The sequence below is a fragment of the Pseudomonas sp. Z1-29 genome (assembly GCF_051131995.1).
Lineage (GTDB): Bacteria > Pseudomonadota > Gammaproteobacteria > Pseudomonadales > Pseudomonadaceae > Aquipseudomonas.
Window position 1 is genome coordinate 1,823,303 of sequence record NZ_CP071645.1, and the last position, 16,866, is coordinate 1,840,168.

The window sequence follows — 16,866 nt, forward strand, 5'->3', positions numbered from 1 at the left end:
CAAAGGCACTTGCTCCTAAAGCCACATGTTTTTTGCTAGAATCCGCAACGCGCCGCTAACCCCGGCGCGTTTTTTTTCGCATCCGGTTCACCCTTTGCGAGGGTAGCCACCTGGAGAGATACCCATGACACCACCGATTGTCGTGGCGGCACTGTATAAGTTCGTCACCCTGGAAGATTACGTCGAGCTGCGTGAGCCCCTGCTCAAGGCGATGCTCGACAACGGCATCAAAGGAACCTTGCTGATTGCCGAGGAAGGCATCAACGGCACCGTTTCCGGCACCCGCGAAGGCATCGACGGGCTGATGGCCTGGCTCAAGAACGATCCGCGCATGGACGACATCGACCACAAGGAGTCGTACTGTGACGAGCAGCCGTTCTACCGCACCAAGGTCAAGCTCAAGAAAGAGATCGTTACCCTCGGCGTAGAAGGCGTGGACCCGAACAAGCGGGTCGGCACCTATGTCGAACCGCAAGACTGGAACGCGCTGATCAGCGATCCGGAAGTGCTGCTGATCGACACGCGCAACGATTATGAAGTCTCCATTGGCACCTTCGAAGGCGCGATCGATCCCAAGACCGCCAGCTTCCGTGAGTTTCCCGAGTACATCAAAGCCAACTTCGACCCGGCCCGGCACAAGAAAGTCGCGATGTTCTGCACCGGTGGCATTCGCTGTGAAAAAGCCTCGAGCTTCATGCTCAATGAGGGTTTCGAAGAGGTCTACCACCTAAAGGGCGGGATTCTCAAATACCTCGAAGAGGTGCCCCAGGAAGAGATCAAATGGCGCGGTGACTGCTTTGTCTTCGACAACCGCGTGACCGTGCGCCACGATCTCAGCGAAGGCGACTACGATCAGTGCCATGCCTGTCGCACCCCGATCAGCGCAGAGGATCGTGCTTCGGAGCATTATTCGCCTGGCATCAGTTGCCCGCATTGCTGGGACAAACTGAGCGAAAAGACCCGTCGCAGCGCCATCGACCGGCAAAAGCAGATCGAACTGGCCAAGGCGCGCAACATGCCGCATCCGATCGGCTACAACTACAAGCAATCATCTTCCGAGGCTTGAGCCATGGCGTCGCGCCTGCTGTATGTGATGGACCCGATGTGTTCCTGGTGCTGGGGCTTCGCGCCAGTGGCCGAAGCGTTGGCCGAGCAGGCGCAGGCGGCGGGCGTGGAGTTGCACCTGGTGGTGGGCGGCTTGCGCACCGGCAGCGGTTCGGCTCTCGAGCCGACCACCCGACGCTACATTCTCGAGCACTGGCAGGCCGTTACCCAAGCCACCGGCCAGCCGTTCAAGCTTGAAGGCGCGTTGCCGGACGGTTTTGTCTACGACACCGAACCCGCATGCCGCGCCTTGGTGACGGCCCGCAGCCTGGCGCCGGACCTGGCCTGGCAGTTACTGAAGCTGATCCAGCAGGCGTTTTATGTGCAAGGCCGCGACGTGACCCACGCCAGCGTCCTGGTGGAACTGGCCGAACAGGCCGGGCTGCCCCGCATCGAGTTTGCCGCGGCATTCGACCGCGCCGACCAGCATGCCGCCACCGCCGCCGACTTCACCTGGGTGCAAGACCTTGGCATCGCCGGATTCCCTACGATGCTGGCCGAACGTGACGGCCAATTGGCCCTGCTGACCAACGGCTACCAACCGTTGGACCAGTTGTCGCCATTGCTGGGGCGCTGGCTGGAGCGTGCGGCCTGTGCCTGACCTGCCCGCAGATGACGCATCGACCTCGCGGCGCATCGACCGGTTGAGCTGGACGGAAATCCGTCGCCTGGCCCTTACGCACAAAAAAGCCCTGTGGATCGCCAACGGCGTCGCCGTGCTGGCGACGCTGTGCAGTGTACCGATCCCATTATTGCTGCCGCTGCTCGTGGACGAAGTGCTGCTGGGCCACGGCGACGCGGCATTGAAGGTCATGAATCAGGCGTTGCCGAGCGCTTGGCAGAGCGCTGCCGGCTACATCGGATTGATGTTGCTGGTGACCTTGGCCCTGCGCTGCGGCGCCTTGCTGTTCAACGTGTTGCAGGCGCGGCTGTTCGCCAGTCTCGCCAAGGACATCGTCTATCGCATCCGCATCCGGTTGATCGAGCGCCTCAAGCGGATTTCCCTTGGCGAATACGAAAGCCTGGGCAGCGGCACGGTGACGACGCACCTGGTCACCGACCTGGACACCCTCGACAAATTTGTTGGCGAAACCCTGAGCCGGTTCCTGGTGGCGATGCTGACCCTGGTAGGCACCGCGGGCATCCTGGTATGGATGCATTGGGAACTGGCGCTGCTGATCCTGCTGTTCAACCCGCTGGTGATCTACGCCACGGTGCAGTTGGGCAAACGGGTCAAGCACCTCAAGAAGCTGGAGAATGACAGCACCTCGCGCTTCACCCAGGCCCTGACCGAAACCCTGGATGCGATCCAGGAAGTGCGCGCCGGCAATCGCCAGGGGTTTTTCCTTGGACGCCTGGGCACGCGTGCCCGGGAAGTGCGCGACTACGCGGTGAGCTCGCAGTGGAAAACCGACGCCTCGAACCGCGCCAGTGGTTTGCTGTTCCAGTTCGGCATCGATATTTTTCGCGCGGCGGCCATGCTGACCGTGCTGTTCTCCGATCTGTCGATCGGCCAGATGCTCGCGGTGTTCAGCTACCTGTGGTTCATGATCGGCCCGGTCGAGCAACTGCTTAACTTGCAGTACGCCTACTACGCGGCGGGTGGGGCATTGAACCGTATCAACGAACTGCTGGCGCGCGCCGATGAGCCCCAGTACAGCGGTGGCGTCGATCCTTTCAAGGGGCGCGACACCGTGGGCATCGACATCCAGGGGCTCAGCTTCGGTTACGGCGAGGAAAAGGTGCTCGACCAATTGAACCTGTCCATTTCGCCGGGGGAAAAGGTCGCTATCGTCGGGGCCAGCGGGGGCGGCAAAAGTACCCTGGTGCAACTGCTGTTGGGGCTCTACACACCACAGTCCGGCAGCATCCGCTTCGGCGGTGCCACCCAAGAGGAAATCGGCTTGGAAACCATCCGCGAAAATGTCGCGGTGGTCCTGCAACATCCGGCGCTGTTCAACGACACGGTGCGCGCCAATCTGTCCATGGGCCGCGAGCGCAGCGACGAGGCGTGCTGGCGAGCCCTGGCGATTGCCCAACTGGACGAAACAGTGCGGGCGCTTCCGATGGGGCTGGAGAGCATCGTCGGGCGTTCCGGTGTGAGGCTGTCGGGCGGGCAACGCCAGCGACTGGCGATCGCCCGTATGGTCCTGGCCGATCCGCGCGTGGTGATTCTCGACGAAGCCACGTCCGCGCTGGACGCGGCTACGGAATACAACCTTCACCAGGCGTTGGCGCGGTTCCTGAGCGGGCGCACCACGTTGATCATCGCCCATCGGTTGTCGGCGGTGAAACAGGCTGACCGGGTATTGGTGTTCGACGGCGGGCAGATCGCCGAAGACGGCGACCACTTGCAGCTGATTGCCGAGGGTGGCCTGTACGCCCGGCTCTACGGTCATTTGCAACAAATACAGCGACCTTGAGTTTCGTGCACTTTTCTGTGCTTAGTATCGGAAAAAAATCAGCCAAATCCGTCGATTTTTCCAAATCTCCATCCTGAGCCGGGCGATCCGAACATCCAGTCCTTCGAAGGGTCGAAAACTAGCCTAGGCTGTTGAGTCAGGAACGGAATTCTCGCGGGTGCTCTATTGGCAATGCCTGTGCAAGGGACCTCATGAAGCAAAAGCGGACTCTCGGAACGCCTCGGTTGTTGGGCATCGTCTGGCCCTTTATCGCCGTCGTGCTATTTCAAGCATTGCTAGGAGGCGTCAGCCTTTATGTCCTGTCCGCAGTTCGCGGCTACGTGGCGGGGGAGAGCCTTTGGTCCAAGGGCCAGAAGGACGCTATCTATTACCTCAATCTTTACGCCGACAGCCGTGACGAGGCGATCTTTCGCAAATACCAGCAGGCCATCGCCGTGCCCGAGGGTGGACACGATCTACGCGTGGCCCTGGATCGCCAGCCGCCGGATCTCGAAGCGGCGCGGGTCGGGATTCTCCAGGGCGGCAATCATCCGGACGACGTGGCCAGCCTGATCTGGTTGTACCTCAACTTTCGCCATTTCAGTTATCTGGAAGAAGCCATCGATCTGTGGACGGTTGGCGATGGTTACCTGACCGAACTGGATAACGTCGCCCGGCAGATGCATCGCAGCATCACGGCGGGAGAACCCTCCGAGGCCGATGTCCGCGGCTGGAAAGCGCAGATTTTCGCCATCAACGATTCCGTTACCCCTGCCGCCAAGGCATTCAGCGACGCGCTGGGCGAAGGATCGAGGTTTATCCTGCGCCTGTTGCTGGTGACCAATTTCGCCACCGCGCTGGGATTGATCGTGCTGGCGCTGTTGCGCACGCACAAGTTACTGGCACAGCGGCAGGTCTTCGCCAATGCGCTGCAACTGGAGAAGGAACGGGCGCAGATCACCCTGCAATCGATTGGCGATGGCGTGATCACCACCGACGTCGAAGGCGCCATTGCGTACATGAATCCCGCTGCCGAAGCGATGACCCACTGGAAAGCCGAGCACGCCACGGGGCTGCCCCTGGCGGCGCTGTTCAATCTGCTTGACGACAATGCCCAGACCGAAGGCCTGACCTTGATCGAGCACATACTCAGCGGACGACTCGGCGGCGGCAGCGAGCATTCCAAGCTGATCCAGCGACTTGACGGCAGCACGGTGTCGGTGACCCTGGTGGGGGCGCCGATCCGTCATGCCGGCAAAGTCAGCGGCGCGGTCCTGGTGCTGCATGACATGACCCAGGAGCGCCAGTACATTGCCAACCTGTCATGGCAGGCTACCCACGACGCCCTGACCGGCCTGGCGAACCGCCGGGAATTCGAATACCGCCTCGAGCAGGCCCTGCACAACCTCACGCGCCAGGTCGGGCGCCACGCGTTGATGTTTCTCGACCTGGACCAATTCAAACTGGTCAACGACACCTGCGGCCACGCGGCGGGCGACGAGTTGCTGCGACACATCTGTGCCTTGCTGCAATCGGGGTTGCGGGAAAACGACACGCTTGCCCGGCTGGGCGGGGACGAGTTCGGCATCCTGCTGGAAAACTGCTCGCCCGAGGCGGCGGAAAAGATCGCCGAAGGCCTGCGCCAGACCGTGCAGAACCTGCATTTTGTCTGGAAAGGCCGGCCATTCGTGACCACTGTGAGCATCGGCCTGGTGCACATCGCCCAAAGCCCGACGACGCTGGAAGCCTCATTGCGTGCCGCCGACATGGCCTGCTATATGGCCAAGGAGAAAGGGCGCAACCGGGTCCAGGTCTACCATGCCGACGACTCGGAGTTGTCCCTGCGTTTTGGCGAAATGGCCTGGGTGCAGCGCTTGCACATGGCGCTGGAGGAAAACCGTTTCTGCCTCTACGCCCAGGAAATCGCCGCGTTGGGCCCGGGTGACCACGATGGCGGACATATCGAGATCCTGTTGCGCCTGCATGACGAGGCAGGGCGAATGATCCTGCCGGACAGCTTCATTCCGGCGGCGGAGCGTTACGGCTTGATGACCTCGCTGGACCGTTGGGTCGTGGAGAATGTGTTCAAGATCATTCGCCAATGCCTGAATGAGTCGCGGCAAGGTCCGTTGGCCATGTGTGCCATCAACCTGTCAGGCACCACCATTGGCGATCAGGCGTTCCTGGATTTCCTGCGTAAACAGTTCGCTGCCTACTCGATTCCCCCGGAAATGATTTGTTTTGAAATCACCGAGACCAGTGCCATTTCCAATCTGGGCAGCGCGATTCGTTTTATAAACGAACTCAAGAGCTTGGGTTGTTACTTCTCGCTGGATGACTTTTGTGCCGGAATGTCTTCATTCGCTTACTTGAAACATTTACCTGTAGACTTCCTGAAGATCGATGGGAGTTTCGTAAAGGATATGCTGGACGACCCGATTAACCGGGCAATGGTCGAGGTGATCAATCACATCGGCCATGTCATGGGGAAGCGCACCATTGCCGAGTTCGTGGAAACGACTCAGATCGAACAGGCATTGTTGGAAATCGGCGTGGATTTCGCCCAGGGTTATGTCATCGAGCGTCCACAACTGTTTACTTGTGACACGTTGCAATGCCGGCCGGCCAGGCCTCAGCCATTGTTGTTCAAGGCCCCCGGCACGTTTCGCTGAACCTCTTGTTGATCCGAAAAAATCACAATCAGAAGGAGCCCGACAGTGATCGACACATTCAACCGAACAGGCCCGCTCATGGACGCCGCCAGTTATCCACAATGGGCACAGCAGCTCATTGCCGACTGCAGCGAGAGCAAGCGCCGGGTTGTCGAACACGAACTGTATCAACGCATGCGCGACAACAAGCTCAGCGCCAAGACCATGCGCCACTACCTCATCGGTGGTTGGCCGGTCGTCGAACAGTTCGCCTTGTACATGGCACAGAACCTTACCAAGACCCGCTTCGCCCGCCACCCCGGCGAGGACATGGCGCGTCGTTGGTTGATGCGCAACATTCGTGTCGAGCTCAATCATGCCGATTATTGGGTCAACTGGAGCGCTGCTCACGGCGTGACGCTCGAAGACCTGCAGGCGCAGCAGGTGCCGCCTGAGCTTCATGCGTTGAGCCATTGGTGCTGGCACACCAGTTCGGCGGACTCGCTGATCGTGGCTATTGCCGCGACCAACTATGCCATCGAGGGGGCGACCGGGGAGTGGTCGGCACTGGTCTGCTCTACCGGTGTCTATGCGTCGGCGTTCGCCGAGGAAGACCGCAAGCGGGCCATGAAGTGGCTGAAGATGCATGCCCAGTATGACGATGCCCACCCGTGGGAAGCGCTGGAAATCATCTGTACGCTGGCGGGCATGAACCCGAGCAAGGCGTTGCAGATGGAACTGCGCCAGGCCGTTTGCAAGAGCTACGACTACATGTATCTGTTTCTCGAAAGGTGCATGCAGCTGGAACACTCGGGCGCCGGCGAAAAAGCCTCGGCTGGCCGTGAACGGCTGGCGCTGGCCAGTAACTGATACCCGACAGCTTCACCCTGTGGGAGCGAGCTTGCTCGCGATAGCGGTCTGCCTGACAACCTTGCGTTGGCTGGTCCGGCCCCTTCGCGAGCAGGCTCGCTCCCACATTGGTTTTGTGGTGCTGGCAAATCCCGAGGCCGCCATCACCCCCTGTGGGAGCGAGCTTGCTCGCGATAGCGGTCTGCCTGACAACCTTGCGTTGACTGGTCCGGCCCCTTCGCGAGCAGGCTCGCTCCCACATTGGTTTTGTGGAGTTGGGTGGGAGCGAGCCTGCTCGCGAAAGCGGTGTGTCGGCCAGCAGAGAAGCCTGGTTTCAGCCCGCCATCGTCAACCGGTTCCGCCCCTCGCGCTTGGCTACATACAGCGCATTGTCCGCCCGGCGCACGAGACTTTCAGCGGACTCGCCCGGCAGCAACGTCGCGCAGCCCAGGCTCACCGTCAATTCGATCCTCGTGCCGTCGGCAAAATAATCCTGGGCCTGGGCGGCATAACGCAGCCGTTCACCGACCATGGCCGCCGCTTCCCGGCTGGTGTTGGCCAGCAGGATCAGGAATTCCTCACCACCGAATCTGAACACCATATCCACATTGCGCAACTGGCCCTTGATCGAGTCGGCAACGGCCTTGAGTACTTCGTCGCCGACCCCATGCCCATGGCTGTCGTTGATGCGTTTGAAATGGTCGATGTCCAGCATCAGCAACGACAGCGGCTGCATGTGCCGCCTGGCCATGTCGATTTCCCGCTCCAGCGTCTGGTCCATGGCAATGCGGTTGCCGGTGCCGGTCAGTGGATCGCGCAGGGCGCTTTGGGTGGCGGCGCGGTAGAGCAATGCGTTACGCAGCGGGAAAAACAGCGCCGACAGGATTGACTCCAGGTCGCTTTGTTCCGCGCTGCTGAAGCGCTGGTTGCGCCGAAACACCAGCTCACCCAGATGCTCGCCCTCATGGCTGAGGTTGTAGCTGAGGTTGTGGTGCCCGCGCTGGCCAAACTCCAGGCGCAGGTCGCTGGGTTTATGCTGGTAAACCAGTGCGTCCAGAGGCACCAGCCGCTGGATTTCACGGAAGAACAAACCGAGAATCCTTTGCGGCTCCAGGCTGGTCTGCAACTGCTGGCCCAATTGCTGGCGCAGCTGCGTCAGGCTGATCGGCCGCGTCACGAGCGCCGACGGCTGGGCGAGGCCCAGGCGCTGCAACTTGGCGCTGTCGAAATCAATAGCATTGGTCTGCGTGGGCGTTTTCATATGGCGTGAGCCCCTGAACTGAATCGGTCCTGACCGGCGGGGGTGAAGCGGCTCTGGGCTGCGCGTCGTACTGATCCATCAGTCCCGAAGGACACTGAGTTGAGTCTAGTCCGCTTCGCTGTGCTGGCGGAGGTCTCGTCCCAATGTCCCGACTCGCCGGACACGGCGTGTTTGAATGGATTAGAGCGAAAGTCGTGCCATTCAGTTCATAGTGATAAAACTTGTCGATGAATCAATAAGTTGCAGGCTCGTAGCGTGAGCAACGGGCGGCAGGGCTTTGGCGTTTCGCCTGGCCGGGGGATCAAGGAGAGGCACGCCGCGACGGCAAACCGCCGCGACGTCGAGTCTGGCGCTTACTGCGCGTTGAAAGCCTGGCCGTTGACGCCGGTACTGTCCGGGCCCATGAGGTACAGGTACACCGGCAGGATTTCTTCGGGCGTCGGGTTGTTCAGCGGATTTTCTCCCGGATAGGCCTGTGCGCGCATGCTGGTGCGGGTGGCGCCGGGGTTGATGCTGTTGGAGCGCACCGGGGCTACCGTGTCGACTTCGTCGGCCAGGGTCTGCATAAGCCCCTCTGTGGCGAACTTGGACACGCCATAAGCGCCCCAATAGGCCCGGCCCTTGCGACCGACGCTGCTGGACGTGAACACCACCGATGCATCCTTGGACAGTTTGAGCAACGGCAGCAAAGTGCTGGTGAGCATGAACATGGCGTTGACGTTCACTTGCATCACCCGCATGAAGTTCTCGCCGGAAAGCTGTTCCAGCGGCGTGCGCGGGCCGATGATCGAGGCGTTGTGCAGGAGGCCGTCCAGATGGCCGAATTCGGTCTCGATCATCGCCGCCAGTTCATCGTATTGATGGGGCAGGGCGGTTTCGAGATTGAAGGGGATCACCGCTGGCTGCGGATGACCAGCCGCCTCGATTTCATCATAGACCTGGGTCAGGTTGGCTTCGGTCTTGCCCAGCAACAACACGGTGGCGCCATGGGCGGCATAGGCCTTGGCGGCAGCGGCGCCAATACCGCGACCGGCACCGGTGACCAGGATGATCCGGCCCTCGAGCAGGTCGGGGCGGGCGGAGTAGTCAAACATAAAAAACCTCAACAATTGAAAGCTGCACGAAACCGGCCTTTGTGGCGAGGGGATTTATCCCCGCTGGGTCGCGAAGCGGTCCGCCTCACAACTTGTTTGATGCAGTGCAGGGCAGATTTTGGGGGCGCTTCGCACCCCAGCGGGGATAAATCCCCTCACCACAAAAGCAACCTCGCCAGCATCAGATCAGCAACTGCACAACGCGTTATCCAGCACTTCGCGCAGCGCCAGAGGATGGTCGATTACCACATCCGCGCCCCAGTGCTTGGGGTTGTCGTCCGGGTGGATGTAGCCATAGGTCACCGCGCAAGTCTTGGTCCCGGCGCTGCGGCCGGACTCGATGTCCCGCAGGTCGTCGCCGATGAACAGCACGCTGGCCGGGTCGAGGTCGAGCATCTTGCAAGCGAGAATCAGCGGCTCGGGGTCCGGTTTGCTGTTTTTCACATGGTCGGGGCAGACCAGCACTTTCGACCGCTCGGCCAGGCCCAACTGCTGCATGATCGGCTCGGCGAAACGCACTGGCTTGTTGGTGACCACGCCCCAGATGAGATTCGCCGCCTCGATATCGGCCAGTATTTCGGCCATCCCATCGAACAGATGGCTGTGGACCGCGCAACCCTTGAGGTAGCGGTCGAGGAACTCCTGGCGCAACTCCTCGAAACCCGGCGATTCCGGGTCCATGGAGAACGTCACTGCGACCATCGCCCGGGCGCCGCCGGAAATCTCGTCGCGGATGTGCTGGGTGTTCATCGGCGGCAGGCCACGGTCGGCGCGCATGGCCTGGCAGATGGCGATGAAGTCTGGCGCGGTGTCGAGCAGCGTGCCGTCCATGTCGAAGAGAACCGCTTTGAGACGCATCGACTTATTCCTCGCGCAGGGTCTGGATCATGTAGTTGACGTCCACATCGGCAGCCAGCTTGTAGTGCTTGGTCAGCGGGTTGTAGGTCAGGCCGATGATGTCCTTGACGGTCAGCCCGGCCATGCGGCTCCAGGCGCCCAGCTCCGAAGGCCGGATGAATTTCTTGAAGTCGTGGGTGCCGCGTGGCAGCAGCTTCATGATGTATTCGGCGCCGATGATCGCGAACAGGTACGCCTTCGGGTTGCGGTTGATGGTGGAGAAGAACACCTGGCCGCCGGGCTTGACCATCTGGAAGCAGGCACGGATCACCGATGACGGGTCCGGTACGTGTTCGAGCATCTCCAGGCAGGTGACCACGTCGAACTGGCCGGGCATTTCCTCGGCCAGGGCTTCGGCGGTGATCTGCCGGTATTCGACGCTGACGCCGGACTCCAGCTGATGCAGTTGCGCCACCGCCAGCGGCGCCTCGCCCATGTCGATGCCCATTACGGTGGCGCCGCGCAGGGCCATGGCTTCACTGAGGATGCCGCCACCACAGCCGACGTCGAGGACTTTCTTGCCGGCCAGGCCGACGCGCTCGTCGATCCAGTTGACGCGCAGCGGGTTGATGTCGTGCAGCGGCTTGAATTCGCTTTCGCGGTCCCACCAGCGATGGGCCAGGGCCTCGAACTTGGCAATTTCAGCGTGGTCGACGTTGCTCATGTGCAGCTCCTCGAAAAACTTGAAAAATCGATGGTCCCGAGCCGTGGCTCAAGGGCTGTGCTATTCGTTCTGGCCGCTGACCCGACGGCCCCAGTCCTGGGCCGTGGCGATCAGCTGCGATTCGTCCATGCGCGTCAGGCGGCCATCCTCCAGCAACGGCTTGCCGGCCACCCAGAGGTGTTTCACGCAATGGCGGCCGGTGGCGTAGATCAGTTGCGACACCGGGTCATAGATCGGTTGTTGCGCCAGGCCGGACAGGTCGAAGGCCACCAGGTCGGCGGCCTTGCCGACTTCCAGTGAACCGACGATCGACTCGATGCCCAGCGCGCGGGCGCCATTGAGCGTGGCCATGCGCAACGCCCGATGCGCGTCCAGGGCCGTGGCCGAACCGGCGACAGCCTTTGCCAGCAGGGCGGCGGTGCGGGTTTCGCCCAGCAGATCGAGGTCGTTGTTGCTCGCCGCGCCATCGGTGCCGACCGCGACGTTGACGCCGGCCTGCCACAGGCGTTCCACCGGGCAGAAACCGCTGGCCAGCTTCAGATTCGATTCCGGACAATGGATCACGCTGCAATTGTGTTCTACCAGCAGCGCCTGGTCCTCGTCGCTGACCTGGGTCATGTGCACCGCCTGGAAGCGCGGCCCCAGCAGGCCAACGCGCGCCAACCGGGCCATCGGCCGCTCGCCAGTGTTATCCACAGCCTGCTGCACTTCGAAGGCGGTTTCATGAACATGCATGTGGATGGCCGCGTCCAGTTCCTCGGCGATCACGCGGATCTTTTCCAGGTTGTCATCGCCGACGGTGTACGGGGCGTGAGGGCCGAATGCGACTTTGATCCGCGGATGGTGCTTGAGGTCGCCAAACAATTCGATGCCCTGACGAATGGCTTCGTCGGCGCTGGCGGCGCCGGGGATCGGAAAGTCGAGGATCGGAATGGCGATCTGCGCGCGGATGCCACTGTTATGCACGCGTTCGCTGGCCACCTTGGGATAGAAGTACATGTCGGAGAAACAGGTGATGCCGCCCTGGATCTGCTCGGCGATCGCCAGGTCAGTACCGTCGCGGACGAAGGCCTCGTCGACCCATTTACCCTCGGCGGGCCAGATGTGCTGTTCGAGCCAGGTCATCAGCGGCAGGTCGTCGGCCAGGCCACGGAACAATGTCATTGCCGCGTGACCGTGGGCATTGACCAGGCCCGGACTGAGCAGCATGCCGGGCAGTTCGCGAACCTCCGTGGCAGCGCATTGCATGGCTTCGGCCCGTGGCCCGATGAACACGATGCAACCGTCGCGAATGCCCAGGCCATGATCCTTGAGCACGATACCGGCGGGTTCGACAGGCACCAACCAGGTCGGCAGCAATAATAAGTCGAGCGCAACGGCAGGCTTGGGCATCGTGGAACGGTTCCATGGGTTATAAAGGATGACGAAGTATACCCGAGCGTCTTCGCGGAGGGATCGCTATAATCGGCGGCTTTTGTTCTTGAGTGCGGGGTGAGGGATGCGCGATCGACTGTTGGCTGCGGAGAAGGTGAAGGCCATCGATTGGCGCGATGGCGCTCTTTACCTGCTGGATCAGCGTGTTTTGCCGTTCGAGGAAAACTGGATCGCCTACACCAGCGTGGCCGGTGTGGCCGAGGCCATTCGTTCGATGGTGGTGCGCGGTGCGCCAGCCATCGGTATCAGCGCCGCTTATGGCGTGGTGCTGGCGGCGCGGGCGCGGATGGCCGAGGGCGGCGATTGGCAAGCGGCGCTGGAAGCGGATTTCGCCTTGCTGGCCGATTCCCGGCCGACGGCGGTCAATCTGTTCTGGGCGCTGGATCGCATGCGGGACCGGTTGGGACGCTTGAAGGAGCATGCCGAACCGCTAGCGGTGCTTGAGGCTGAGGCCATTGCGATCCATGAAAGTGACCGCGAAGCCAACCTGACCATGGCCCAGCTTGGCGTCGACCTGATCCGCAAGCACCAGGGCAACGCCCAGGCCATCTTGACCCATTGCAACACCGGGGCCCTGGCCACCGGCGGCTTCGGAACGGCCCTCGGGGTAATTCGCGGGGCGTTTCTGGAGGGCATGGTCGAACGGGTCTACGCCGACGAAACCCGTCCATGGCTGCAGGGTTCACGGTTGACGGCATGGGAGCTGGCGAACGAGGGCATTCCGGTGACGCTCAACGCCGATTCCGCCGCTGCCCACATCATGAAGACCAAGGGCGTGACCTGGGTCATCGTCGGCGCCGACCGCATCACGGCCAACGGCGACGTGGCGAACAAGATCGGCACCTACCAGCTGGCGGTCTGTGCCATGCACCACGGCGTACGTTTCATGGTGGTGGCGCCGAGCTCGACCATCGACATGAACCTGGCCAGCGGTGATGACATCCCGATCGAAGAGCGCGACGGGCGCGAGCTGCTGGAAGTCGGCGGCAAGCGGGTCGGGGCGGATGCCGATGCGTTCAACCCGGTGTTCGACGTGACCCCGGCGGACCTGATCGATGCGATCGTGACGGAGAAGGGCATCGTCGAGCGGCCGGATACGGCCAAGATGGCCCAATTGATGTGTCGCAAGCGGTTGCATTGAAGGCTTTCGGCGCCTGAGCTGGCCCCATCGCGAGCAAGCTCGCTCCCACATTTGATTGCGATATGGCTCCATTGTGAGAGCGAGCTTGCTCGCGATAGGGCCGGCAAAGTCAGAAAAAATCCAAATCCAGCCACAAAATCTGCGTTTCAGCGCCTCTGAGCCCCTCTCGTCCCGTTCCAGCCTGTCATCGGTCAACTAACTACGCACCATGCGCATCAGGGGGATAGGTGCGTGGCGGCTCTTGTGATAACATCCGGCGGTTTCCAAGGCTGCCTCGCGAGGTGGCCTTTACTGCGCAGATCCATGGCATAACTCGTTGATTTGTCGTAAGTCGCTGCACGGCACTTGTCCTGCAGCGGCGAGCTTCGTTCATCCCATCTGGATGTAGCGAGGTTTCACCAGAAAAAGGAATCAGGCTTCTCATGGGCGAACTGGCCAAAGAAATCCTCCCGGTCAATATCGAAGACGAGCTGAAACAGTCCTACCTCGACTACGCGATGAGCGTGATCGTCGGGCGGGCGCTGCCGGATGCGCGCGATGGCTTGAAGCCCGTGCACCGGCGCGTGCTGTTCGCGATGAGCGAACTGGGCAACGACTTCAACAAGCCGTACAAGAAATCCGCCCGTGTCGTCGGCGACGTGATCGGTAAGTATCACCCCCACGGCGACACTGCCGTGTACGACACCATCGTTCGGATGGCCCAGCCATTCTCCCTGCGCTACCTGCTGGTGGACGGCCAGGGCAACTTCGGTTCGGTGGACGGCGACAACGCCGCGGCCATGCGATACACCGAAGTGCGCATGACCAAGCTGGCCCACGAGCTGCTGGCCGACCTGCACAAGGAAACCGTGGACTGGGTGCCGAACTACGACGGCACCGAGATGATCCCGGCGGTCATGCCGACGCGTATCCCGAACCTGCTCGTCAACGGCTCCAGCGGTATCGCCGTGGGCATGGCGACCAACATCCCGCCGCACAACCTCGGTGAAGTCATCGACGGTTGCCTGGCCCTCATCGACAACCCCGAGCTGTCCGTCGATGAACTGATGCAATACATCCCCGGTCCGGACTTCCCGACGGCGGCGATCATCAACGGTCGCGCCGGCATCATCGAGGCCTATCGCACCGGTCGCGGCCGCATCTACATGCGCGCCCGCTCGACCGTCGAGGACATCGACAAGGTCGGTGGCCGCCAGCAGATCGTCATCACCGAGCTGCCGTACCAGCTGAACAAGGCCCGCCTGATCGAAAAGATCGCCGAGCTGGTGAAAGAAAAGAAACTCGAAGGCATCACCGAGCTGCGTGACGAGTCCGACAAGGACGGCATGCGCGTCGTGATCGAGCTGCGCCGTGGCGAAGTGCCGGAGGTGATCCTCAACAACCTCTACGCCCAGACCCAGCTGCAAAGCGTGTTCGGCATCAACATTGTCGCGCTGATCGACGGCCGTCCGCGGATCCTGAACCTCAAGGACCTGCTGGAAGCCTTCGTGCGTCACCGTCGCGAAGTGGTCACCCGGCGGACCGTATTCGAACTGCGTAAAGCTCGCGAACGCGGCCACATCCTTGAAGGCCAGGCCGTTGCCCTGTCGAACATCGACCCGGTCATCGCCCTGATCAAAGCCTCGCCAACCCCGTCGGAAGCCAAGGAAGCGCTGATCAGCACCCCTTGGGAATCCTCCGCGGTGGTGGCGATGGTCGAGCGCGCCGGCGCCGACTCGTGCCGTCCGGAAAACCTCGACCCGCAATACGGCCTGCGCGAAGGCAAGTACTTCCTGTCCCCGGAACAGGCGCAAGCCATCCTGGAACTGCGCCTGCACCGCCTGACCGGTCTGGAGCACGAGAAGCTGCTGGCCGAGTACCAGGAGATCCTCAACCAGATCGGCGAGCTGATCCGCATCCTCAACAGCGCCACGCGCCTGATGGAAGTGATCCGCGAAGAACTGGAAGTGATCCGCGCCGAGTACGGCGACGTGCGCCGCACCGAGATCCTCGATGCGCGCCTCGACCTGACCCTGGGCGACATGATTCCGGAAGAAGAGCGCGTGGTGACGATTTCCCACGGCGGCTACGCCAAGACCCAGCCGCTGGCCGCCTACCAGGCCCAGCGTCGCGGCGGCAAGGGCAAGTCGGCGACCGGCGTCAAGGACGAGGACTACATCGCTCACCTGCTGGTCGCCAACAGCCATACCACGCTGCTGCTGTTCTCCAGCAAGGGCAAGGTGTACTGGCTCAAGACCTACGAAATCCCTGAGGCGTCCCGTGCGGCTCGCGGTCGTCCGCTGGTGAACCTGCTGCCGCTGGACAGTGACGAATACATCACCACCATGCTGCCGGTGGAGGAATACACAGAAGGTCACTTTATCTTCATGGCGACCGCCAAGGGCACCGTGAAGAAGACCCCGCTGGAATCCTTCAGCCGTCAGCGCAGCGTCGGCCTGATCGCCCTGGAGCTGGACGAAGGCGACGTGCTGATTTCCGCTGCCATCACCGACGGTGCGCGTGAAGTCATGCTGTTCTCCGACGGCGGCAAGGTCACGCGCTTCAAGGAATCCGACGTCCGCGCCATGGGCCGTACCGCCCGTGGTGTTCGCGGCATGCGCCTGCCGGAAGGGCAGAAGCTGATTTCCATGCTGATTCCGGAAGAAGGCAGCCAGATCCTCACCGCTTCCGCGCGGGGCTACGGCAAGCGTACCGCCATCAGCGAGTTCCCCGAGTACAAGCGTGGCGGCCAGGGCGTGATCGCGATGGTCAGCAACGAGCGTAACGGCCGTCTGGTCGGCGCTGTCCAGGTGCTCGATGGCGAAGAGATCATGCTGATCTCCGACCAGGGCACCCTGGTGCGCACGCGCGTCGCCGAAGTGTCGAGCCTGGGTCGTAACACTCAGGGCGTGACGCTGATCAAACTCGCCAGCGACGAAACGCTGGTCGGGCTTGAACGGGTCCAGGAGCCGTCGGAAGTCGAAGGCGAGGAGCTGGAAGGCGAGGAAGGCGTGGCGTTCGACGGCACCCTCGGTGCCGATGTCGATGACGCCGTCGGCGATCAACAGCTCGATGCCGCCGCAGACGAAGAAGAACCGCAGGACTAAGCGGACACACAGGGGGCGGATGAAGATTCGCCCCCTTGTTGTTTGTTCCGTTTGAAAATTTGCGACACTGCACATTCCCTATGGGACTGCCCCTCTCTTGAGGCTTGTTTGATTTATCGTGGCGAGGGAGCTTGCTCCCGCTTGAGTGCGAAGCGCTCACAACAAAGAGGGGCCGCTGCGCAGCCCAGCGGGAGCAAGCTCCCTCGCCACGAATTCATCCATGCCTTGAGTGAGCGGTAGCCCTGTGGGATCGGTGCAAATCAGAAGATTTAAGTGACCACCA

Annotated in this window: 12 protein-coding genes; 7 read left to right on the forward strand and 5 right to left on the reverse strand. The window is 61.7% G+C overall.

Annotated features, from left to right (window positions below; genetic code table 11):
* The first annotated feature begins 124 nt into the window (after window positions 1–124).
* From J3P84_RS08515 to J3P84_RS08535, 5 genes are all read left to right on the forward strand, one after another.
* A complete protein-coding gene (locus J3P84_RS08515; protein ID WP_434629302.1) occupies window positions 125–1,066 on the forward strand; it encodes a rhodanese-related sulfurtransferase in 942 nt (313 codons plus the stop codon).
* 3 nt (window positions 1,067–1,069) lie between these two features.
* The gene (locus J3P84_RS08520) at window positions 1,070–1,705 is read left to right on the forward strand and encodes a DsbA family protein (RefSeq protein ID WP_434572708.1); all 636 of its coding nucleotides are present in this window, start codon (window positions 1,070–1,072) and stop codon (window positions 1,703–1,705) included.
* On the forward strand, window positions 1,698–3,527 hold the full coding sequence (locus tag J3P84_RS08525; protein ID WP_434629305.1) for an ABC transporter ATP-binding protein: 1,830 nt from the start codon (window positions 1,698–1,700) through the stop codon (window positions 3,525–3,527). Before J3P84_RS08520 ends, J3P84_RS08525 begins: the two co-directional genes overlap by 8 nt.
* 191 nt (window positions 3,528–3,718) lie before the next feature.
* Window positions 3,719–6,178 carry an EAL domain-containing protein gene (locus J3P84_RS08530; RefSeq protein WP_434629307.1) on the forward strand — a complete coding sequence of 820 codons (2,460 nt, stop codon included), beginning with the start codon at window positions 3,719–3,721 and terminating at the stop codon, window positions 6,176–6,178.
* A gap of 78 nt (window positions 6,179–6,256) precedes the next feature.
* On the forward strand, window positions 6,257–7,027 hold the full coding sequence (locus J3P84_RS08535; protein WP_434605177.1) for a TenA family transcriptional regulator: 771 nt from the start codon (window positions 6,257–6,259) through the stop codon (window positions 7,025–7,027).
* 313 nt (window positions 7,028–7,340) lie between these two features.
* Here the strand turns inward: J3P84_RS08535 and J3P84_RS08540 are convergent, their stop codons facing one another.
* The 5 genes from J3P84_RS08540 to J3P84_RS08560 form a co-directional block, all read right to left on the reverse strand.
* The gene (locus J3P84_RS08540; protein ID WP_434629309.1) at window positions 7,341–8,267 is read right to left on the reverse strand and encodes a GGDEF domain-containing protein; all 927 of its coding nucleotides are present in this window, start codon (window positions 8,265–8,267) and stop codon (window positions 7,341–7,343) included.
* 353 nt (window positions 8,268–8,620) lie between these two features.
* A complete protein-coding gene (locus J3P84_RS08545; protein ID WP_434572716.1) occupies window positions 8,621–9,361 on the reverse strand; it encodes a YciK family oxidoreductase in 741 nt (246 codons plus the stop codon).
* A 186-nt stretch (window positions 9,362–9,547) separates the two neighbouring features.
* A complete protein-coding gene (gene mupP, locus J3P84_RS08550) occupies window positions 9,548–10,219 on the reverse strand; it encodes an N-acetylmuramic acid 6-phosphate phosphatase MupP (protein WP_434572718.1) in 672 nt (223 codons plus the stop codon).
* 4 nt (window positions 10,220–10,223) lie between these two features.
* Window positions 10,224–10,922, reverse strand: a complete 699-nt coding sequence (ubiG, locus tag J3P84_RS08555; protein ID WP_305499685.1) for a bifunctional 2-polyprenyl-6-hydroxyphenol methylase/3-demethylubiquinol 3-O-methyltransferase UbiG — start codon at window positions 10,920–10,922, stop codon at window positions 10,224–10,226.
* Window positions 10,923–10,982: 60 nt separating this feature from the next.
* Entirely contained in the window at window positions 10,983–12,314 is a 1,332-nt protein-coding gene (locus tag J3P84_RS08560; protein WP_434629312.1) for a TRZ/ATZ family hydrolase, read from the reverse strand.
* A gap of 106 nt (window positions 12,315–12,420) precedes the next feature.
* Between J3P84_RS08560 and mtnA the strand changes: the two genes are divergently transcribed.
* Entirely contained in the window at window positions 12,421–13,497 is a 1,077-nt protein-coding gene (gene mtnA / locus J3P84_RS08565) for an S-methyl-5-thioribose-1-phosphate isomerase (RefSeq protein ID WP_434629314.1), read from the forward strand.
* Between the two features lie 422 nt (window positions 13,498–13,919).
* The gene (gene gyrA / locus J3P84_RS08570) at window positions 13,920–16,583 is read left to right on the forward strand and encodes a DNA gyrase subunit A (protein WP_434629315.1); all 2,664 of its coding nucleotides are present in this window, start codon (window positions 13,920–13,922) and stop codon (window positions 16,581–16,583) included.
* Window positions 16,584–16,866: the final 283 nt, after the last annotated feature.